Source organism: Ferruginibacter sp. HRS2-29 (assembly GCF_024343615.1).
Taxonomy (GTDB): Bacteria; Bacteroidota; Bacteroidia; order Chitinophagales; family Chitinophagaceae; genus Ferruginibacter.
Window position 1 is genome coordinate 38,939 of the sequence record NZ_RJUB01000136.1, and the last position, 21,679, is coordinate 60,617.

Sequence of the window (21,679 nt, forward strand, 5' to 3'; positions counted from 1 at the left end):
TTACAAATCTACTGATGAACGGGAGCAAATTATGTTGAATTTAATTTTAAAGAACAAACATGTACTGTTATACGGCCTCCTGCTGGCTGTATTATTGTTCTTCTTAAAATGGCTGGAACTCCGTTTCCTCATATTCAATCATGCCATGGACGTTTATATCGGATGCATTTCGATATTATTTACCGCCCTCGGGATCTGGCTCGCTTTAAAATTGACAAGACCCAAAACCGAAACCATCATACTCGAAAAAGAAGTGATCGTTGAAAAAGAAGTTCGGGTAGTACAGCCCAATATTGTCATCAACGAAACAGCTATTGCGGAACTCGGCCTGAGCAAACGTGAGCTGGAAGTACTGGAGCTGATGGCTGAAGGATTGAGCAACCAGGAAATCGCGGAGCGATTGTTCATTTCGCTGAGCACTATCAAAACACATGCTGCCCGCTTATTTGAAAAGCTGGATGTAAAACGCAGGACACAGGCAGTTGAAAAAGCAAAAAAAACAGGCCTGATCGCCTGAAATATTCATCCTTTGGAATGAAAAAAGCGGTCATTTTTCAAAATCATACTAAAGTATGAACGCTTGTAAAATATCTGCCCGCATTTTTACATCGTTATTTCACCTCAACAAAAATAAAATGAAAAGAAACGTATTGGTCTTCGGACTTATTTCAGGTTTATTGCTCACGATCCTGCTGATCGTATCCATTAACCTCTGCTATAATGGCGATAACTACGAAGGTAGCATGGTGGTCGGATATGCAGGCATGCTGATATCCTTCTCCATGATATTTGTAGCGGTAAAAAATTACCGGGATAAGTACAACCAGGGAATCATCAGTTTTGGTAAAGCATTTAAGATCGGTTTATTCATCTGCCTGATCGGCTCGTCCATTTATGTGCTGGTATGGATGATAGACTTTCAATTTTTTGTGCCGGACTACCTGGAAAAATACAGTGCACATGTGATCGCCGACCTGAAAGCCTCCGGCGCTTCTGAGGCAAAGATCGCTGCAGAGATCAAAGACATGAACAACATGAACGAAATGTATAAAAATCCGCTTATCAGGATATTGATGACTTATGCGGAAATACTGCCGATAGGCCTACTGGTCTCACTGATCTCCGCGTTGATTCTCAAGAAAAAAGCCAAGACAGTGTAAAAGGTTCAACAGTTCAAAAGGTTCAAAAAGTTGGGGTACTATGGAGCAGACCGGGCATTTGAATCTCTTCGTTTTTCAACCTTTTGAACCTTTTGAACTGTTGAACCTTTTAAACCTCTTGAACTGTTGAACTATCTTAACCTTTTCACGTTTTTTACCGTGAATTTACCATCAGAAATGTGTAGTCCAAATTCTACACAATGTAGTACCAATAACAGTTTCAGCGATTTATCCACCCTGCGATACTAAAAGTACATAGTCACACGTTGTAAAAACCAGCCGGACAGCACTTCGAAATACGATCCGGCTGCAACCTCCGGTAAGAAAACCTGCTCAACCCTACGGTTCCGGGTTATTTTTCCGGCATTAATTTCTGACTATGAGAAAACTTTACACCCAACTTTTATTCACCCTACTCGGCATTTTGTTCTTGCCCCAGCTTGGCAAGAGCCAGGACTGCAGCACTTTAACGGCTGTATTCAGTACATACGAATCGCGTTGTGCCGCTACAGGTTCTATCAAGATCGTGGCAACCGGTGGCTCGGGGGATTATAAATACAAAGTAACGGGGCCAACGAACACGAATTACACCACCACCGATTCCATCACCGGCCTATCTGCAGGAATTTACACGATCACTGTCAACGACATTACCAACAATTGTACGATCAGCATTCCGAATGTGGAAGTATTGGGCAACTACCAGGATCCGCGGTTTACGTTGAGCAAACAGGATGTTACCTGCGACAACGGCAACAACGGAAGCATCACGGTAAATGGATTGCAATACGGGCTCGCGCCTTTCACATACAGCATTGTAGCACCTTCGCCGATGGGTATCGGCACCAGCAATGATACCGGAATCTTCACCGGCCTCATAGCCGGTGATTACAGCATCCGGCTCACCGATTCCTGCGGCGGTATACAAACCAGGCAGATCACTGTGGGCAATTACAGCTGGTGGATAGATTCTTATTCCTTTACAAAAACCGCCTGCGATGAAGCTACTGGTTTCATCAAGGTGATGGATAGCCGCGGAAACATCAGCACTGTAAGCGGCATACCCGGCTTTACTTACGGCATCGTACGTTCGCCGGGAGATACCATCTGGTCAGCAGATGCCACATTCGCCTTTTCGCTGGCGGGGCAAAATACATTTGATGTGATCGTGAAAGATAATTGCGGGCTCATCAAAAAAGCTACGGTAACCCTGGTGCTCATTCCATCCACAGCAGGCACTGTCACTACCTACAATTATCTCTGCAACAGCTTTTCCGCATCGCTGTCTGTTACGAATTTCTTCACGCCCGATTTTTGCCTCTACGATTCAGCGGATGTGCTGATCAGTTGTAACAGCTCCGGTATTTTCACGGGCATCCCCTACGGAAACTATTGTATCAAGGCGCATGACGCCTGCACAGATACTACCATCAGCAGGTGCTTCACCGCTACGCCACCACCCATTTCAGTGAATAATACTGTGCTGATCACCAACAAGACCTGTACCACTTTCACTGCCACCATCACCGGGCAGACAGGCCTTACCAATCCTGATTACTGCCTGTACAATGCAGCTGATTCTTTGTTAACCTGCAATACCACGGGCGTTTTCACCGATCTTCCTTACGGGCCGTATTGTATCAAAACAAAAGACAATTGCCGCGACACCACTATCACCAGGTGTTTCGAGCCATTACCGCCCATTCCGGTATTACCGGATGTGATCATCCCGGCTTACGTGACCTGTACGGTATTTGGCATCATCGTAAACGGCGATAGCATGACGCTTCCGCAATATTGCCTGCTGGATACCGCGGGTGTGGTGATCGTTTGTAACAACACGGGGATTTTTGACAGCATCCCATTGGGAAATTATTGCGTAAGTGTTCACGACGATTGTACGGACACCACCATCACCCGCTGCTTTTCGATAACAATGCCTACCATCAGCAATGATATGGTGACGGCCATCACCAACAGGACCTGCAGCACGTTCACCGTTACCGCAAGCAGCCATAATTTTATCAGGCCTAACTATTGTTTGTATAACAGTAACAACCAGTTGCTGGCTTGCGACAGTACCGGTGTATTCGCCAATCTTCCTTATGGAGATTATTGCATCAAGGCCAGCGTGATGTGCCCGGATACAACGCTGATCCGTTGTTTCAGCGCTACCCCTCCCCTGCCAGCCATCAATGCCAGTGTGAGTACGCATCATCCTTCGTGCAGTACTTTTTCTGCAACAGTAACCGGAATGAACAATTTTACCGATCCTCAATTTTGTTTATACGATAACAACAATGTATTGATCGGCTGCAACCTTACGGGCACATTCGACGATCTTCCTTATGGCAGCTATTGCGTAAAAGTCAAGGATGGGTGTTACGATACCACTATTACCAAATGTTTTTCAAAAGCCCCTGTGGTGGTATCACTTAACGGAAGTGGCGGAAGATCCTGCTCATTCGGATATGCCAAATTCAACCTGAACATGGGTGGCGGAACTTTACCGGTAAACATCCGGATCATCAGGCCGAATGGCACTCTGCTGATGGACACTTCCTACAACACCAACAGTGTTACAATCGATAGTATTCCGGGCATTCCTACCGGTAATTTTTACACCATCATCGCAACTGATAATTGTGGCAATAAGGACACATTAATGCTTGGCGCTCCGGCAAGTTATTTCACGCATGTTCCTGCCGTATTGCCAAAATGCCCGGGATCATCATGGGCAAACGGGTCCGGTGATATCCAGATAGCGGTGAATACCAACCTTGGTGCCTTGACTGTCCGTATCGTTAAAAAAGATGGCGTAACCTATTCACCGGCGCTTGTTCCGAATTCAGTATCCGGAGGTGTTTTCACCTTCACTGATCTGGGGCCAGGGACTTATATTCTTACTTCATCGGAAAATAGCTGCAATAAAAAATTCAGCGATACCATCACGATCCAGCCTTACCAGTTCCCCAACCTGAGCAGGTCTTCGGCTTATCAATGTGATGTAAACGGATTTAGTGTGAGCGCTATCGCCTCGGGTGGTGTGCCGCCATTTACTTACGAGATCATCGGCAGCATTCCGGCATTCCCGTCGATCATCAGTGTCCCGCAAGCAAGCCCTATTTTCAATATCAACAATGGCACTACCTATTCGTTGATCAGGCTGCGTGCGCTGGATGCCTGTGGCAATGCCACTTTAGGCGATGCCAGCATACTGCCTCTGGCGATGACGGGCATTGAAGCTACCGGCAATTGTTTTACCCAACCTACTACTCTCAGCATAGACCCGATGCTCAATGCAACTTATTCGTGGTATAAAAAAACTACGATCAACAGTGCGGACAGCACTTATATCGGCTCGGCTACAAGTTATTATATACCTGAAGTAACCTTGTTTGAAACCGGCTGGTATGTATGTTATGTATCGGTAAATTCCGGATGTATCAACAGGGCTTATTGGTTCCACCTCGATGGATTGTGTTACATCGTACTTCCGGTGAAGCTGCAGGATTTCAAAGGGCAGGTAACAGCCGCGGGCAACCTGCTGACATGGGAAGCCTCCGATGAAAGTTCGCTGAGCCATTATACTATTGAAAGAAAGAATGGCAACGGAATTTATACCCCTGTTGGAAGAACGGATATTTCTTTGTCTACCGGTACGGAACATAGCTATTCGTTCACTGATGTTAATCCGTCGAAAGGAACCAATCAATATCGCCTGCGCCTGGTGAATAAAAACGGAACCATCACTTACAGCAGCGTGGTAATGTTGCAAAATGATAAAGAAGAAAAATGGTACAGCATTTATCCGAACCCGGTAAGGGATATGCTTACGATAGATTTCAAAGTGACCAGGAAACATAATTACAGGATCAGCCTTATCAACACAGTTGGCCAGGTGATCGGCAACAGAAATTTCACGGCAGATGGGAACAGCAAATTACAACTGCCACGAACTGCTGCCATGATCAAAGGAATGTATATACTCAGGATCGAAGATGTGGAAACCGCGGAAGTGGTGAAAGAGAAAATCGTATATCTGTGATGTATGATCTATGATGTATGATGTATGATGGCCAGCCCGGGTGAACATAGTCCGAACGGGGATCTGTAAAACGTATGGATTGAAGTAACTGCTAATAGTTAGTCCTTCAATACTTAAGAGATCATAGATCTTACATCATAGATCATAGATCCCCGCATGGTTCTTGTTTGATAGTCTGTGTTAACTAAAAAAAAGAGACATGGAAAAATTACAGCAATTAGACCTGATGGATAAGATTTTAAGGGAGCTGGATGACCTGAAAAACAGCCAGACTTCCGTATTAAAGAAGCTGGCCCAGATAGAAGCGGACAATATCAATCTTGGGGTAGCGATACTGGATGATAAGTTGCCTGATATACATACGGAGGTGGATTCCAGTATAGAAATTATGGGGACCCTGGTGGAAGAATTTCAGCAACACCGGGATAATTTCTACACGAAAAATAACCTGGCCGCGGTGCAGGATCCTACGGCCTAAGCTTATTCAACGTAAATAGTTAAAGTATTAAATAAAAAGGCGTCCCGAAGTTTTCGGGACGCCTTTTTATTTTTTGCCATTTCGGATAAAATTTAAAACGGAAGGTCATCATCCAATGACACTGATGCCGGTGCCGGTGAAGGCGTGGATGGTTGTGTTCTTGCTACCGGTGGGTTGTTGTACCCTACGTTGGAAACATTCCCTGCATTACTTCCTCCTTCGCCTTGCTGATTACCACCCAGCAATTGCAGATTTTGCACCCTCATGCGAAGGGTGGCGGTTACCTGGCCTTCTTTATTTGTATAACCATCTGCTTCGGGTGTTCCTTCGGCATAAACGGTTTTACCTTTTGTGAGATATTGTACGATCGCGGTACGATCTGTCCAGTAGGCGCAATTTACCCACGTTGTCCTTTCTTTTAAATTCCCCTGGGCATCCTTGAATTTTTCACTGTGCGCCACATTGAAATTGATAACGGTTTTACCGTTCACTTCTTTTTGAATGCAATCTCCTCCGAGGTTGCCGATCACTTGTAACTTAATCATAACTGTGAATTTTGCTCCCGCTGATCATCAGATGATCAGCCGGAATTGTTTATTAATCGATGTATCTGGTTTTGCCTTAAAATTAATCACAGATGTTGAGAATGGCGGAACAGGTTATGCATATTTTCTTAACACTAATTACACGAATTTTCGCGAATTACACGAATTAAATGCAGTTTGTAAAATTCCAACGTTTATTGTACAAAGAACTTCTCATACAACGTGGCTCTTATTGAGAGAAGTAACTTTTTTCTCAATTCAGGGCCTACTATCACATTATAAAGTACGATGATTTCACCATTCACCATTCACTACTTAGTTCATTTTCTTTTTCAATGTGCTTACCTGGTCCTGTAAATTATTGACCAGGCTGGCCAGGGAATTCACATCCCAACGTTGCTGCTGGGCTATTTTCCCGATCACTACCTGTGCCTGCCACAATTCGATGATATCTTCCGTATTTACCTGGTAAGGCTGATAGGTAGGATTATCACTGACCAGGGAGACTTTATTTTTTGTTTTATTACTTTTTACGATCCTTTTATAGACGATCCCTTCATTGCGGCTCACCACTATATAGGCCGCATTGGATTTCACTTCATCTATGCCACCCGATACTTTTTCGCCTACGATGATGCTGCCACTTGGAGTAGGAAGCATACTATCCCCGATGATCTCAAAAGCCCTGTAGTTGCCCCCGCTGAGCATCGGCAGGGTAAATGTATTCAGCTCGTCGATGAATTCACTGTCGGCATAACCGGCTAAATAACCCGCAGCCGCTTTCACCGGTACAAAATGGATCACGTTCCTGTCGGCGGTCATCATTTTTTGCTGACGCCTTTTCATCAGGTAACTGCCGGATTGATTACTGAGGTCCTTCAGCAACAGTTCATCAAGACTTAGCTTGAAAATATCGGCCACGATCTCCAGTACATCCAGCCGCGGATCTGCACGCTCTTCCTCGTAAGCGCCTACCAACGAACGTTTGATGTTTACTTTATTGGCAAATTCTTCCTGCGTCCAACCACGCAACTTGCGCAGGTACTTCAAATTTAATCCGGCTTGTGACATGACAACTAATTTGATTAGTACAAATATACTAATTTTTTTAGTTAAACAAAATTTTGAGGATATTTTTTATTGCAGATACACACCGAATTTCGCGCAAAGGCAAAAATAAAAAATACAATGCGATGGATGTTTTGGGAATATCATGCCGGAAGAAAAATCAGCCTCCGGGGGAAACCGGGTAAATGCGCCCATGCGGCCGGGCAAATCGCAAAAATTTAATAACCCAAAAAGGGTATTGGTTGATAGTATTAAGCAAAGTAAATTGCTTCTAAAAACTAATTTTCACCGCCAATCGGCTAAACTCATTCCAATGAAGAAGTTCTCGCTTTTTTTATCGGCGCTATTGATTAGCGTATCTTTCGTCCGTGCTCAAAGCATTGCTATCAATACGGACGGTACCGTTGCTGACGCATCTGCGGTCCTGGATGTAAAATCCGCGAACAAAGGATTACTGATCCCCCGTATGGACCTCAACGCAAGAAACCTTATCAGCTCACCTGCTACCGGCCTTATCATTTACCAGACAGATAATACACCGGGATTTTATTATTACAACGGAAGCACATGGGGACCTATGCAGGATCACCTGGGCAATCACATAATGCTCCAGAATCTTGTTGCTGGCAACAATTATATTTCAAAAACTGGTACTGCCAACGGCATCAGGATACTGGATAACGGTGGCGTGAGCATCAAGACAAAAAACATTGTGAATGGAATCACTTTTGATGCCGAAGCATTTCGCTTCGATACCGTAGGTAATATCCTTGCGGTAGGTAAAGTACTCGATGTAGGCAATACAACCGGCGCTGCTAACAAGATCCCCGTCACCGGACCAGGCACCAGGTTCATGTGGTTTGCACCAAGAGGCGCCCTGAGGTTTGGGCGTGCAACCGGTACGGAATGGGATGATGTTAACCTGGACGACTTTACTTTTGCCGGAGGCAACCAGGTGAGGGCAAGCGGGTATGGCGCTTTTGCTTATGGAGACCAGGTGAATGTTACATCTACAGTAGGCGTTGGATTTGGCTCTGCGGTAACGGTTACCGGTACGGCAGGTTTCAGCTCGGGGGCATCCAACACCGTGTCAGGCTTTTGCGGCACGGCTATCGGGTATACAAATAAAGCGGGCGGACAGGGATCTGTAGCAATCGGCTATCGTTGTACGGCCTTACAGGATTATTGTGTGTCTTTAGGGTACCGCGCCACTAACAATGGCCATTCAGGAACAATGGTAATGGGTGATGAATCGACTACTGATTCCGTAAGGGCATTGGCCGATAACCAGTTTGTAGCAAGATATGCCGGCGGATACCGGTTTTACAGCGCGCTGACTTCCGGTGGTACCGCTGCAACAGGCGTCGTGCTTGCTGCAAACGGAAACTCCTGGTCATCCATATCGGATTCTACTAAAAAAGAAAAATTTGCGGCAGCTGACAAAGAATATTTTTTAAACAGGCTTGCAAACCTGAAACTTGGTTCCTGGAATTATAAGGGTGCTGCCGCCTACAGGCATTACGGGCCAATGGCGCAGGAGATTTACTCTTCATTCGGTAAAGATAAATATGGCAATATCGGGTGCGATACATTACTTGCAGGGGCTGATATGGACGGCATCATGATGATCATGCTGCAGGGACTTGAAAAAAGAACTACCGTACAGAAGGAAGAAAATGCCTTACTCAAAACGCGGCTCGTAGACGTGGCAACTGAACTAAAAATAGTGAAAGAGGAAAATGAAGCATTGAAAGATCAGCTCGCAAAAATCAATAAGATGCAGGAACAGATCATTGCCATGCAGCAGCAATTGAACGATGCCAAGATAGCCGCTGCAAAAGAAACATCCATCAACGCTGTAAGAACCTCTTTAAACCAATAAGTCAAAAGCACACAGTAAAATGAAAAATAAAATACTCATTACTGCCCTGCTGATGCTGCCTGCCATGGCCTCACTGGCGCAGGGCTTAACGATCCAGAGTGGTGCCACATTAAGAACAACCGGCAATATTTCCATTGTTGTTAACAACGGTAATCTTGTTAACAACGGTAACGGTGACATAACATCTTCCAGCATTTTTCTCAGCGGCACTACCGATGGAATGTTAAGCGGTACTACTCCGCTCAGCATTCAAAACCTGTACATCAATAAAACTGCGGGCACTGCAAAAATAGGAAACGACCTCGCAGTGCAGAACCAGGTAGTGTTACAGGCAGGTATACTGGACCTCAACGGAAAAAATATAAATCTTTCCCCTACAGGCAGCCTTGCCGGTGAAACGGAAACCAATAGGATTATCTCACCGTTGGGCGGAACGATCGGGCTTACGGTAAACCTGAACGGCCCGCTGGCTGAAAATCCGGGCAACCTTGGAGCCACCTTTACTTCCGCGGAAGATTTTGGGAACGTAGTCATCAGGCGTGGGCATAAGCAGCAGGTCGCAGGGCCCGGCAAAAGCATTCTCAGGTATTACGACATCACACCAACTAATAATGTGAACCTTGGCACCATATTCCGCATCAACTACCTGGATGCGGAGTTGGATGGCATTGATGAAAACGGCCTCAAATTCTTCAAAAGTACCAACAACGGTGTGAGCTTTACAGATGAAGGATTCAACAGCAGGAACACCACTTCCAATTTTGTAAATAAAAGCAACGTGAACAGCTTTGCAAGATTTACACTAACAAGTGATGCTTTCACTTTGCCTGTTTTGATCGTTTCGTTTACTGCATCCTGCGAGCATGACAACACTGTCATCAGGTTCAAAACAGCACAAGAGATCAATATGGAAAAATTTGTAGTGCAACGCAGTTCCAACGCTGCGCAATGGTATGATATAAATACGCAGGTGCCATCGGGCGGCAGTGTGGGCAGAGAATACAGCTTTACCGACGGCTCCGCTGTTGGTGGGGTAAATTACTATCGCCTGAAATCTGTTGACGCAGATGGCTCATTTACCTTTTCTGCCGTGCAGAGAGTAAGTGCGTGCAAAAACAGGAATATTGCAGTAAAGATCCAACCGGTGCCGGTATCAAATAATTCTGTTGTGGTCATCAGCAGTGTGAAAGAAACTACGGGCGACCTGAAGATCATCAACGCCGCAGGTGCAGAACTCATCAGGCAGAAAGTTATTGTAAAACCAGGCATTAACAAGCTCTCCCCCAGCCTCGCGGGCCTGCCTGCAGGAAGCTACTACCTTATCATTGTTTTTGAGGATGGTACAAAGGAAACGGTTCCTTTTGTAAAATAAATCATATCGTTACCTGATCTAAAAAAGGGGCTTCGGCCCTTTTTATATTTAGTTTATTGAAAACGGAATGTATGGGGGCAAGTGATAAACGATCATAGCCATGTCGCCGATACACTCCAGGTGCTTTTGGTATATTTAAAGTTTTGAGGGGAGGGGCAATATACGATGGCGGCACCTGCATCCAGTTACAGATCATTTATATTACTTTTGCAAAAAATATTTTTATGCAAACAGTTTTGATCTTACACAACATCCTTCGCTGGGGTGTATTGATTTTCGGGCTATGGGCTTTGATTGGCGCCATTTCAGGAGTTGCATCCAAACGGCCTTATTCGGCAAGTGATAACAGGAGCAGTTTACTGTTCATGATATTTTGCGATATTCAGTTGTTATTCGGCCTGCTGTTGTTCTTCCTCAACTCCTGGTTGGATAAGATCAAAACAAACGGCATGGGTGCCACCATGAAAAATGCCTACGATCGGTTCTTTACCGTAGAGCATGCGGCCATGATGCTGATAGCATTGGTGTTTGTACACATCGGGCGGGCATCGGCAAAAAGAGCTACCACTTCTGCCGCAAAACACAAAAAGACATTGATCTTTTTTGGCATTGCCTTACTGATCATATTTATTTCTATTCCATGGCCGTTTCGTAACGAGATAGCAAGACCACTTTTCAGGTGGTTCAATTAAACTAAAACTTATGGCGACAAAAAAAGCTGCTGCAAAAAAAACAGTACTAAAAAAAGAACAGCCCATCATATTGATCACCAATGACGATGATATCACCAGCCCGGGTATACGCAGCCTCGTGGATGCTGTACGCGGGCTTGGCAAAATAGTGGTAGTAGCGCCCGAAAGGCCGCAAAGCGGAATGGGACATGCTATCACGATCGGGTTTCCGCTAAGGATGAATAAAGTGAATTTCTTTGGAGATGATGTGGAGTCGTGGCAAACCAGCGGCACGCCTGTTGACTGCGTAAAACTGGCGGTAGACAAAGTACTTCACCGCAAGCCGGATATCTGCCTCAGCGGGATCAATCACGGTGCCAACCATTCCATCAACGTGTTGTACAGCGGCACCATGTCGGCAGCTATGGAAGCAGCCATCGAAGGAATTCCGAGCATCGGTTTTTCTTTGCTGGATTATAAATACGACGCGGATTTTACGGCCGCCAAACAGGTGGTACATAAAATGGTGAGCGCTATCTTAAACAAGAAACTCGTCAAACATTTCCTGCTGAATGTGAACATCCCGATCGCTCCGCCTGAAAAAATAAAAGGCATCAAGATCTGTAAACAGGCTTATGCAAAATATGAAGAAGATTTTTCGGAAAGGCTGGACCCTCACGGGAAAAAATATTACTGGCTTACCGGTGAATTCAAAAACTTCGACAAGGGTAAAGACACCGATGTATGGGCACTCAAAAATAATTATGTAAGTGTAGTACCGGTACAATTCGACCTGACGAATTACGAGTTGAAAAAACAATTAGAAAAATCAAAACTGTTCCAATGATCTTTAAAAAAGACAACCTGATTTTCGGGGCTATCCTGGGCTTCATAGGCCCGTTGGTAGGATTGCTGATATTCAAGTTCACAAAATTTTCTTCTTTTACTTTCGCCAACACGATCGAATATATGTATAAGGAGCAGGGGCACAGAACCATATCTGTAGCGCTCAGCCTGGCTTTGCTGGTGAATGCTATACTCTTCACCGTTTACATCAATGGCCGCAGGGACAAAACGGCTAAAGGTATATTCGCACTTACCTGTGTATATGGCCTGGTGATACTGCTGATGAAAACGTTTTCGTAAAGAACGACGACAGACTACGGACGACGGACTACAGCCGATATATGCAAAAGGACTTTCATTCGAAAGTCCTTTTGCATATATCGGCTGTGGCCTGTTGCCGTTGGTCGGTGATCGTCTTTGACTTTCTTAACGCTCCTTTAATACATCATTGGCTATTTATTAACAGCGAATGTTGCTCAATGTTGCGAGATTTGTATCTCAATATTACAATTAAGAATTTCTCATAAGCAGTTAGTTTTGGTAAACGGAGCCCCTAGTCTTGGGGGCTCCTCTTTTTTTGTAGCCGGTTCAAAAGGTTCAAAAGCTTAACATTCTAATGAAGTGTAGTAAACTTTTGAACTTTTGAACTTTTGAACCTTTATATCGGTTGATTAAAAAGCCCGTTCACAAACTGCTGCTTATCGAACACCAGCAGATCCGTTGCCTGTTCCCCCACCCCGATAAATTTTACCGGTATCTTGAATTGATTGGCAATGGCCAACACCACCCCGCCTTTTGCGGTGCCATCCAGCTTGGTGATGGCAAGTGCTGTTACCTCCGTGGCAGCGGTAAATTGTTTGGCTTGTTCGAGTGCATTTTGCCCTGTGCTGCCATCGAGCACCAGCAACACTTCATGGGGTGCTTCGGGAATCACTTTTTGTATGACACGTTTGATCTTCGTAAGCTCATCCATCAGGTGAAGCTTGTTGTGGAGCCTTCCCGCGGTATCGATGATGATCACGTCCACTTTTTTGGCAACGCCGCTGATGGCGGTATCATATGCTACGGATGCAGGATCGCTGCCCATTTCTTTTTTAACGATATCCACGCCGGTGCGTTCGCTCCAGATGGTCAGCTGATCTACCGCGGCGGCACGGAAGGTATCCGCGGCACCGAGTAATACGGATTTGCCGGCTTTGGAGAAATTATGCGCCAGTTTGCCGATCGTGGTGGTTTTGCCCACCCCATTTACCCCCACTACTAATATGATATGTGGCGAATGCCCTTTGGGGAGCTCGTAATTTTCGTAGCTGGTATCGCCCGGCGCAGCCACCAGGATGTCCTGGATCTCCTGCCGGAGGATGGTATTCAGTTCGGCGGTGTTCAGGTACTTATCTTTCGCCACCCTTTTTTCCAGCTTTTCTATGATCTGTACGGTAGTTTCTACCCCAACATCGGCGCTAACGAGTGCATCTTCCAGGTTGTCAAGCACTTCAGCATCTACAGTACTCTTGCCGGCGATGGCTTTGGTGATTTTTCCTAAAAAACCTTCCCGGGTCTTCTGAAGCCCCTGGTCGATGGTTTCCTGCTGTTGTTTTTTTCCAAATAATTTATCAAAAAGACCCATTGGTGGTGGTTGTTTTAGAGGGCAAAGATAACATAATGTATGATGTAAGATGTATGATGTATGATACGTTACGTATGACCCTTAGAACGTTCTTCAGATCATACATCATACATCATAGATCTTACATTTGAGAAACTAAAAAAGCCATCCCGTAAACGGAACAGCTTCTATAAATTTATCAAAAAATAAGACGATTATTTAGCGAGGAAGTCGGTAACCTTATCCTTGTGAACGATCTGTTCTTTGAAAGTATACGCACCAGTCTTAGGACTGCGTACAGTGCGGATCACTTTTGTCCAGTTCTTCGCATCTGCTGCTGCTTTCAAATCCTTAACCTTAGCGTTCTTTGATGCTGCTTTTGCCATTGGTAGTTAATTTAAAAATTGTAATGATATATAATCAGCTAACTATCTTTCGATGATCAGCAGATTGATTACTTGATTTCTTTGTGAACAGTTACTTTCTTAAGGATCGGGTTAAATTTCTTTAACTCCAGACGCTCAGGAGTGTTCTTTTTGTTTTTGGTAGAGATGTAACGGCTTGTGCCGGGCTGACCACTGGTCTTGTGCTCCGTACATTCCAGAATTACCTGTACTCTGTTTCCTTTCTTTGCCATTGTTATTTATTTTAAAAACGCTTAAATTAGATTTTTACGCCTGCAGCACGCATTTCTTTAACCACAGAATACAAACCATTCTTATTGATGGTCCTGATAGCTTCTGAAGAAACTTTCATGGTCACCCATGTGTCTTCCTCTGCAAGGAAATAACGCTTGGTTTGCAAATTTGGTAAAAACCTGCGCTTTGTTTTGATGTTGGAATGTGATACCTTATTACCTGTAATTGGTCTCTTTCCTGTAAGTTGACATACTCTAGCCATTGTCCTAAAATTTTGGACGGCAAAAGTAATGAAAAATGTTCATATACAACTAATAAAATCTAATTATTTTACAAAACCCCTGTAAATAACTTCCAATCTCCTAATTTTCATGCAATTTACACCCAAATAATCTCTATGGCAAGTCATTTTATTACCACAAAATTTACAGGCGGCATGGCTTTCAATGCCGGGATCGGCGATCATGAAGTGTTGATGGACGCTTCCCCTACCGAAGGCGGCATCGACAGCGGGCCGGGGCCTAAAAAGCTGATGCTCACCAGCCTGGCAGGATGTACCGGCATTGATGTAGTGTCTATCCTCAACAAAATGAAAGTTAGTTTTTCCGATTTCACCATGGATGTGGAAGGTTTTCTCACGGAAGAACACCCCCGAATCTACCACCAGGTGAAAATTGTTTATAAAATAAAGCTGACAGAAGCCGACCGGTCCAAAATGGAAAAGGCGGTAGGCCTGTCGGAAGATAAATACTGTGGGGTAATGGCGATGTTTAAGGCTTTCGCCAAAGTGGAGACGGAGATAAAGTATGAATAAGGAATAAGAAAACAAAACCCCGTCAGCGGTTGAAAACCCTGACGGCGGTTCCTTGCCTTAAACCGCCGTCAGGGTTTTCAACCGCTGACGGGGTTTTCGCCCCATTCCTGATTCCTTATTTCTTATTTTATATTCCTTATTTCTTATTCCGCGACACGCGGATCATCTGTAATATTATCGCCAGCATGATCAGCCCCAGCCCGAGATAAAACCATTCGTTCAGCATTTTTCCCTCCTGGAAGAAAATGAACGCCAGGATGATCCCATAAACCGGCTCCAGGTTGTAGGTAAGATTTGCCGTAAACGCGGAGATCTTTTTCAACGCATTCAATTGCAGGTCAAAACATACCACCGTGCAGAGCGCAGATAAAATGATGAGCCAGCCCCAGTCGGCGCCGGTGGGTATGTAATAGGTGGCCGGAAAAAAATGAAGATAAACCGGCAATAATAAGTTGAAAAGCACCCATCCGCCCGCCATTTCATAAATAGTAAGCGTACGTGGCTCCAGCCGGAGCAGCAATTGTTTGTTCATCACCGGGAATAGTGCGCTGCCCATAGCCGCGATGATGCCGAAAGCGATGCCCACTTTATATTGCGGGTGAAAATCGAAGATCACATATATACCTGAAATAGCGAGCATGCCGAGCAGCAATTCCTGCGAGACGATCCGCTTGCGCAACATAATGGGCTCAAAAACTGCCGTAAAGAACCCCGTAGCCGAAAAACACACCAGCGCTACCGATACGGTTGAATATTTTACACTGGCATAAAAAGCCACCCAGTGAAACGCGATCACCAGTCCCACCCCGGCTGTTTTGGCCACATCGCGGAAAGGGAGTTTTTTCAGCTGTCCCCGTATCAGCAACCATATTCCCAGCATCAATGCCGTCATCCACATGCGGTACCATACCAGCAGGCCTTCGTTGAGTTCGATAAGTTTGCCCAGGATCGCGGTAAATCCGGCTAGAAATACGGCTGCATGGAGTTGTAGAAAAGCTTTCTTCAAATTGGTTTGTAGGTGCGTGCCTGTGGCGCGTACTTTATTTTGTTATTTTAGAATTGTTATATCTGCAAAAATACTACATTCCATAGCACTTATATTTCTCTAAAACCCAACAATCTTTTTCACCTGATATTTAAACCTGCATGATGTACGCACCACAGGCACGCACCTGCAAATAACCACTAATCCCTAATCCCTAAACTCTTAACCAAACTTTATTATATTTGCCCACTTTAATCAACTATCAGATATGACCTTTAAACGCATCAACAACATTACCGGATGGGTAGTTTGCATCATTGCCTGTTCAGTGTACATTTTAACCATGGAAGCTACAGGAAGCTTCTGGGATTGTGGCGAGTTTGCCTCCAGTGCCTACAAGCTCCAGGTTCCGCACTCGCCGGGTGCACCTTTCTTCGTATTAATAGGAAGGCTTTTCATGGCGCCATTTGGCCCTGAACATGCCGCCACCGGTATCAACCTGATGAGTGCGCTCGCCAGTGGTTTTACCATCTTATTCCTGTTCTGGACCATCACTCATTTTGCAAAAAAACTGCTGGTAAAAGATAACGAACAACCCGATGGAGGAAAATTGTTCGCCATCATGGCTGCAGGTGTTGTGGGAGCATTGGCATATACTTTCTCCGATTCATTCTGGTATAGCGCTGTAGAAGGCGAAGTATACGCTCTTTCCTCTTTCTTCACCGCATTGCTTTTCTGGCTGATGCTGAAATGGGAAAACAATGTTACCGCCGAACAACTGGCCGGTATCAAAGGCCATTTTACCAAAGCCGACAGGTGGATCATCCTTATATTTTTCCTGATGGGATTGTCGATCGGTGTGCATTTATTGAACCTGCTTACCATCCCGGCGATCGTAATGATCTATTATTTCAAAAGGTACAGGGTAACCAAATGGAGGACTTTCTTCGCATTCATCATCGGTTGTGTCATCACCGGTTTCATGCAGAAGGCCCTTATCCAGTGGACCGTTAAAGATGCGGGCAACCTGGATATCCTTTTCAAAAATAACTTCGGATTGCCTTTCTTCTCCGGTTTCGCCTTCTATTTCATCGTAGTAGTTCTATTGTTGCTGATCGGGCTGAGGTTCAGGGAAGAAAAAGTGACCAAGGCCAAAATGGGTATCTGGTTCGGATCCCTGATTGCATTCCTGATCCTCCCTGCCATCCTTTATTCAGGCGATGACGGCCTGGGCGGAAGGATCTTTGTACGGATCATCATTATCGGTGCAGCGGTAGCAGGTACGTATTTTGTAAAATTATCCAACCTCAAATTTTTGAAACTCAGCCTGTGGTGCTTCCTGTTCATACTGTTGGGTTGCTTCTCTTCATATTTCACCACGCTTGTTCGCAGTAACGCCAACGTAGCCCTGGATATGAACGAAGTAGATAACCCGGTGAACTTCTTAAGCTACCTTTCCCGCGAGCAATACGGCGACTGGCCGATCCTGTACGGACAGGATTTTACCGATCAGGTACAGGATTATAAAATGGTTAATTCCTATGTAAAAGGAAAAGATAAATATGAACTTTCCGGAAGGAAACTGGAATCTTACGTATATGCGCCCGGCGCAACACATTTCTTCCCAAGAATGTGGGATGCCAGCAACGACCAGGGTAGGGCTGATTATTACGCCGCCTGGATGGGGCTGCAGCAAAACCCCGGCACCGATTCTTTCAAAAAAGACAGCGATGGCAATTACCTCACAGAAGATGGCGAAGTAGCCAAACCATCTATCGGCGACAACTTCAAATTCTTCATGGCCTACCAGATGAACTGGATGTACTTCCGTTATTTCATGTGGAATTTTGCCGGCAAACAAAACGATAACCAGGGTGTTTATATGAACAATGTTCGCGATGGCAACTGGAAGACCGGCATCGGTTTCATCGATAAGATCAGGCTGGGCGATCAAAGCACCCTTCCGGATACGCTTAAAAATAACAAAGCGAACAATAAATTATTCGCCCTTCCATTCATCCTCGGGCTTCTTGGCCTGTTTTACCAGGCTAAAAAAGACGACCGCGATGCACTGGTAACTGGCTTGCTTTTCTTCTTTACCGGTATCGCCATTGCTTTTTACCTCAACATGGCGGGCAACCAGCCAAGGGAAAGGGATTATGCGTTTGTAGGTTCTTTCTACGCATTCAGCATCTGGATCGGATTGGGCGTGCTGTATGTAAAAGACCTGTTTTTCTCTGCTACAAAAAATGCAAAGACCGCGGGTTATGCAGCCGCATTGGTTTGCCTGCTGGCAGTACCGGTATTGATGGCCAGCCAGGAATGGGATGACCACGACAGGAGCAAAAAAGTACTGGCAAGGGATCTGGCGATCGATTACCTGCAGAGCTGCGAAAAGAACGCTATCCTCATCACATTCGGCGATAACGATACTTACCCGCTCTGGTACGCACAGGAAGTGCAGGGCATCCGTACCGATGTAAGGGTGATCAACAGCAGCCTGCTGGGTACCGACTGGTACATCAACCAGCTGCGTTATAAAGTAAACGACAGCGACCCGATGGATCCGATCTGGAGCGCAGAACAGATCGAAGGTTCGAAACGCGATGTGGTGTACAATGCCCCGGTAGCAGGCACCGACCCTTCACGCCCGATGGACCTTTATACCATGATGAAAGATTACGCCGGCAGCGACGACCCTTCAAAAGTAATGGTAAGGGAAGGTTCTACCCTGAACCTCTTCCCTACCAGGAAAGTGACCGTACCGGTAGACGAAAATTTTGTAAGGCAGAACAAAACCGTGAATGCAAATGACAGCGTGGTAAAACAACTGGAATTTGAAATACCGAAATCGGCTTTGTATAAAAATGATGCCGCTATTTTGAACATCATCGCTTCCAACAAATGGAAACGCCCGATCTACTTCACTTCTCCGTACGATAATCTTGGCTTCCAGAATTACCTGCGCCAGGATGGGCTTTCTTACAGGCTCGTTCCGGTACTGAATATGTCGAATGATGTGAACAAGGATTGGATCTTCGACAAGCTGATGAACACATTCGTGTTTGGTGGGGCAGACAAAGCAGGTGTTTATTTTGACGAAGAAAACCGCAGGCACCTCAATAGCATCCGCCTGGCTTATGCACAGGCTTCGGGCAATCTTGCCGAAGGCGGTGAAGAAGGCAAAGCAAAAGCCCGCAAAATGCTGAACCGTTGCGACCAGATGATGCTCGACGGCAACTTCCCGTACGGATATACCAGCCGCGGACAACAGCACAACCAGATCTCCTTCCAGTTCCTCATTGCTGCTTACAAAGCAGAAGATATGAAACTGGTGGAAAAAGTGACGGCCAGCCTGAAAAAAGACATCGAGCAGCAGCAGGTATACTACCAGAGCCTCGAAGGATGGAAAAGGGAAGCCCTGGAAAGAGAAGAAGCCAGGAATGAAAATTTCCTGCGTGGATTGGAGCAGATCAAACAGGAATTCTCCAAAAGGACGGCTATTCCGCAGGAAACCGGCACCACCATTCCTCCACCGACCGATACCAACAAATAAGTCAATAAACGAATATGTAAAAGCCCTGCTGAAAAGCGGGGCTTTTTATTTACGCATTTAACAAATCGGCCAGTTGTTTGTTATGTAAATTGCGTTAGAATGAAGAATGCCGCCCATCTGTCAGCCTGAGCTTGTCGAAGGCGGTTTAAATACTTATCTGCCTTCAACAAGCTCAGGCTGACAGAGCCAAGTAACTTCCAAATTCGTGTAATTCTTGTTTCAAAATTTGTGTAATAAAATATTATGAAAGGCTTCAACTTCTCCAAATACGATCCTTCACAAAATGCCCAGACAAAATTTCAACAGCTGCTTGATCTGTTCATGCAACTGCTGACTTATACCAGCGGCGATTTTGGCGAAGCGATGCAATGGCTCAACGAGCTGGATAAAGAATATAAACTCACCAACGATGATTATGGCATCGGTGATTTCCTGGAAGAATTGAAACAGAAAGGCTATATCGATGAAGGCAAGGAAAATGGGGAAATAAAGATCACGCCGAAGACCGAACAAGGCATCCGCAAGAAGAGCCTCGAAGAGATCTTCGGAAAGATCAAAAAGACCAAACAAGGCAATCATCATACTTTTAAGCCGGGTGGTGGCGATGAGATCAATCCTGAAACAAGGCCTTTCCAGTTTGGCGATACGATGGAGCAGATAGATTTCACTTCTTCCATCCGCAATGCGCAGATCAACCACGGTATCGACAGTTTCAGGATGCAGGAAGACGACCTGGAGATCAGGGAAACCGATTTTAAATCGCAGACCTCTACGGTACTGATGATCGACATCTCCCACTCCATGATACTTTATGGTGAAGACAGGATAACACCGGCGAAAAAAGTGGCCATGGCACTGGCCGAACTCATCAAGACAAAGTACCCGAAAGACACATTAGACATCGTGGTGTTTGGGAACGATGCCTGGACGATCGAGATAAAAGATCTTCCATACCTGCAGGTGGGGCCGTATCATACCAATACAGTTGCCGGGCTCGAACTGGCCATGGATATCCTTCGCCGCAGGCGAAACCCCAATAAGCAGATATTTATGATCACCGATGGCAAACCGACCTGCCTGAAAGTGGGCGCAAGATATTATAAGAACAGTTTTGGTATCGACCGCAAAATATTGAACCGGTGCATGAGCCTGGCTACACAATGTAAAAAACTGAAGATACCGATCACTACGTTCATGATAGCGAGCGATCCGTATTTACAAAAATTTGTGCAGGAATTTACCGAGGCCAATCATGGGAAAGCGTTTTTTGCATCGCTGGATAAGCTTGGCTCATTTATATTCAAAGATTTTGAGAGTGGGAAAAGGAAGACGGTGTACTAAAAAATTTTGCCGGGAAGACGGAAAGAAAAAAAATAAAATCTGTTTTCTTCCCGTCTTCCCGGCAACACAACAAGTTTTACTGGTAATAATCTCTTCGTTTAGCCGGTAAAAACGCATGAAAATTCTTCTTGTTTTAATTGTATACGTGATAGTTTAGTTCTGATAAATTTTACTCATCAGAAAAATAAATATCATGTATGTTTTAAACGAACAAGAAGAGTATCTATGTAAAGAGATAGTAAGTTGCGCCTATGCAGTTCATTATGAACTTGGGCCTGGTTTATTAGAAAAGGTTTACGAAACATGTTTTTGTCACGAACTTAAAAAGCGTGGGATACCTTTCAAGAGGCAAGTTCATCTGCCCATAGTTTATGACGGCCTTGAGTTTGATAATGGTCTTGTAATAGATATTTTGGTTGCCGACATGATCATTTGCGAATTCAAAGCGGTTGAAACTGTCAACCCGATCTGGCAGGCGCAGATCATGAGTCATATCAAACTCAGCGGGTTGCATGTTGGTTTTTTGATCAACTTCAATGCAAGATGGATTAAAGACGGGACGAGAAGATATTGTATCGAATAGTTTGCCGGGAAGGCGGGAAGAAAAAAATATTACGATTTCCATTTCTTCCCGTCTTCCCGGTAAAAAAAAAATTAAAACTTCAATAG

At 45.0% G+C, this 21,679-nt stretch carries 20 protein-coding genes; 13 read left to right on the forward strand and 7 right to left on the reverse strand.

Going from position 1 to position 21,679, the window contains the following annotated elements; genetic code table 11:
- The first annotated feature begins 31 nt into the window (after positions 1 to 31).
- The 4 genes from EGI32_RS14850 to EGI32_RS14865 all read left to right on the forward strand — a co-directional run bounded on the left by EGI32_RS14850 (position 32) and on the right by EGI32_RS14865 (position 5,686).
- Complete coding sequence (locus tag EGI32_RS14850; protein ID WP_255156144.1) at positions 32 to 517, forward strand: response regulator transcription factor; 486 nt, start codon at positions 32 to 34, stop codon at positions 515 to 517.
- Between the two features lie 118 nt (positions 518 to 635).
- Positions 636 to 1,160: a DUF4199 domain-containing protein gene (locus tag EGI32_RS14855; RefSeq protein WP_255156145.1), complete on the forward strand. Its 525-nt coding sequence runs from the start codon at positions 636 to 638 to the stop codon at positions 1,158 to 1,160.
- A gap of 379 nt (positions 1,161 to 1,539) precedes the next feature.
- A complete protein-coding gene (locus EGI32_RS14860) occupies positions 1,540 to 5,208 on the forward strand; it encodes a T9SS type A sorting domain-containing protein (protein ID WP_255156146.1) in 3,669 nt (1,222 codons plus the stop codon).
- A gap of 199 nt (positions 5,209 to 5,407) precedes the next feature.
- Positions 5,408 to 5,686, forward strand: coding sequence for a hypothetical protein (locus EGI32_RS14865; RefSeq protein WP_255156147.1), 279 nt, complete (start codon positions 5,408 to 5,410; stop codon positions 5,684 to 5,686).
- A gap of 92 nt (positions 5,687 to 5,778) precedes the next feature.
- On the opposite strand, the gene EGI32_RS14870 is transcribed toward EGI32_RS14865, so the two are convergent.
- Positions 5,779 to 6,231 (reverse strand): single-stranded DNA-binding protein, encoded by a 453-nt coding sequence (locus EGI32_RS14870; protein WP_255156148.1) that lies wholly within the window; start codon positions 6,229 to 6,231, stop codon positions 5,779 to 5,781.
- A gap of 315 nt (positions 6,232 to 6,546) precedes the next feature.
- The gene (locus EGI32_RS14875) at positions 6,547 to 7,302 is read right to left on the reverse strand and encodes a LexA family transcriptional regulator (protein ID WP_255156149.1); all 756 of its coding nucleotides are present in this window, start codon (positions 7,300 to 7,302) and stop codon (positions 6,547 to 6,549) included.
- A gap of 310 nt (positions 7,303 to 7,612) precedes the next feature.
- On the opposite strand from EGI32_RS14875, the gene EGI32_RS14880 reads away from it, so the two are divergent.
- The 5 genes from EGI32_RS14880 (at position 7,613) to EGI32_RS14900 (ending at position 12,370) form a co-directional block, all read left to right on the forward strand.
- Positions 7,613 to 9,181 (forward strand): tail fiber domain-containing protein, encoded by a 1,569-nt coding sequence (locus tag EGI32_RS14880; RefSeq protein WP_255156150.1) that lies wholly within the window; start codon positions 7,613 to 7,615, stop codon positions 9,179 to 9,181.
- 19 nt (positions 9,182 to 9,200) lie between these two features.
- The gene (locus EGI32_RS14885; protein ID WP_255156151.1) at positions 9,201 to 10,553 is read left to right on the forward strand and encodes a hypothetical protein; all 1,353 of its coding nucleotides are present in this window, start codon (positions 9,201 to 9,203) and stop codon (positions 10,551 to 10,553) included.
- Between the two features lie 224 nt (positions 10,554 to 10,777).
- Positions 10,778 to 11,245 (forward strand): hypothetical protein, encoded by a 468-nt coding sequence (locus EGI32_RS14890; protein ID WP_255156152.1) that lies wholly within the window; start codon positions 10,778 to 10,780, stop codon positions 11,243 to 11,245.
- Positions 11,246 to 11,255: 10 nt separating this feature from the next.
- Positions 11,256 to 12,071 (forward strand): 5'/3'-nucleotidase SurE, encoded by an 816-nt coding sequence (gene surE, locus EGI32_RS14895; RefSeq protein ID WP_255156153.1) that lies wholly within the window; start codon positions 11,256 to 11,258, stop codon positions 12,069 to 12,071.
- Complete coding sequence (locus EGI32_RS14900; RefSeq protein WP_255156154.1) at positions 12,068 to 12,370, forward strand: hypothetical protein; 303 nt, start codon at positions 12,068 to 12,070, stop codon at positions 12,368 to 12,370. Before surE ends, EGI32_RS14900 begins: the two co-directional genes overlap by 4 nt.
- Before the next feature lie 358 nt (positions 12,371 to 12,728).
- Here the strand turns inward: EGI32_RS14900 and ftsY are convergent, their stop codons facing one another.
- The 4 genes from ftsY to rpmB form a co-directional block, all read right to left on the reverse strand.
- Entirely contained in the window at positions 12,729 to 13,697 is a 969-nt protein-coding gene (ftsY, locus tag EGI32_RS14905) for a signal recognition particle-docking protein FtsY (RefSeq protein WP_255156155.1), read from the reverse strand.
- A 194-nt stretch (positions 13,698 to 13,891) separates the two neighbouring features.
- Positions 13,892 to 14,062: a DUF4295 domain-containing protein gene (locus EGI32_RS14910; protein WP_255156156.1), complete on the reverse strand. Its 171-nt coding sequence runs from the start codon at positions 14,060 to 14,062 to the stop codon at positions 13,892 to 13,894.
- Between the two features lie 68 nt (positions 14,063 to 14,130).
- Positions 14,131 to 14,313 (reverse strand): 50S ribosomal protein L33, encoded by a 183-nt coding sequence (gene rpmG / locus EGI32_RS14915; protein ID WP_255156157.1) that lies wholly within the window; start codon positions 14,311 to 14,313, stop codon positions 14,131 to 14,133.
- Positions 14,314 to 14,339: 26 nt separating this feature from the next.
- The gene (gene rpmB / locus EGI32_RS14920) at positions 14,340 to 14,576 is read right to left on the reverse strand and encodes a 50S ribosomal protein L28 (RefSeq protein ID WP_255156158.1); all 237 of its coding nucleotides are present in this window, start codon (positions 14,574 to 14,576) and stop codon (positions 14,340 to 14,342) included.
- 135 nt (positions 14,577 to 14,711) lie between these two features.
- On the opposite strand from rpmB, the gene EGI32_RS14925 reads away from it, so the two are divergent.
- Complete coding sequence (locus EGI32_RS14925; RefSeq protein WP_255156159.1) at positions 14,712 to 15,128, forward strand: OsmC family protein; 417 nt, start codon at positions 14,712 to 14,714, stop codon at positions 15,126 to 15,128.
- Positions 15,129 to 15,264: 136 nt separating this feature from the next.
- On the opposite strand, the gene EGI32_RS14930 is transcribed toward EGI32_RS14925, so the two are convergent.
- On the reverse strand, positions 15,265 to 16,134 hold the full coding sequence (locus tag EGI32_RS14930; RefSeq protein ID WP_255156160.1) for a DMT family transporter: 870 nt from the start codon (positions 16,132 to 16,134) through the stop codon (positions 15,265 to 15,267).
- A gap of 247 nt (positions 16,135 to 16,381) precedes the next feature.
- On the opposite strand from EGI32_RS14930, the gene EGI32_RS14935 reads away from it, so the two are divergent.
- The 3 genes from EGI32_RS14935 (at position 16,382) to EGI32_RS14945 (ending at position 21,593) form a co-directional block, all read left to right on the forward strand.
- Positions 16,382 to 19,669, forward strand: coding sequence for a DUF2723 domain-containing protein (locus EGI32_RS14935; protein WP_255156161.1), 3,288 nt, complete (start codon positions 16,382 to 16,384; stop codon positions 19,667 to 19,669).
- Positions 19,670 to 19,912: 243 nt separating this feature from the next.
- Positions 19,913 to 21,010, forward strand: a complete 1,098-nt coding sequence (locus tag EGI32_RS14940; protein WP_255156162.1) for a VWA domain-containing protein — start codon at positions 19,913 to 19,915, stop codon at positions 21,008 to 21,010.
- 193 nt (positions 21,011 to 21,203) lie between these two features.
- A complete protein-coding gene (locus tag EGI32_RS14945; RefSeq protein ID WP_255156163.1) occupies positions 21,204 to 21,593 on the forward strand; it encodes a GxxExxY protein in 390 nt (129 codons plus the stop codon).
- Positions 21,594 to 21,679 lie beyond the last annotated feature (86 nt).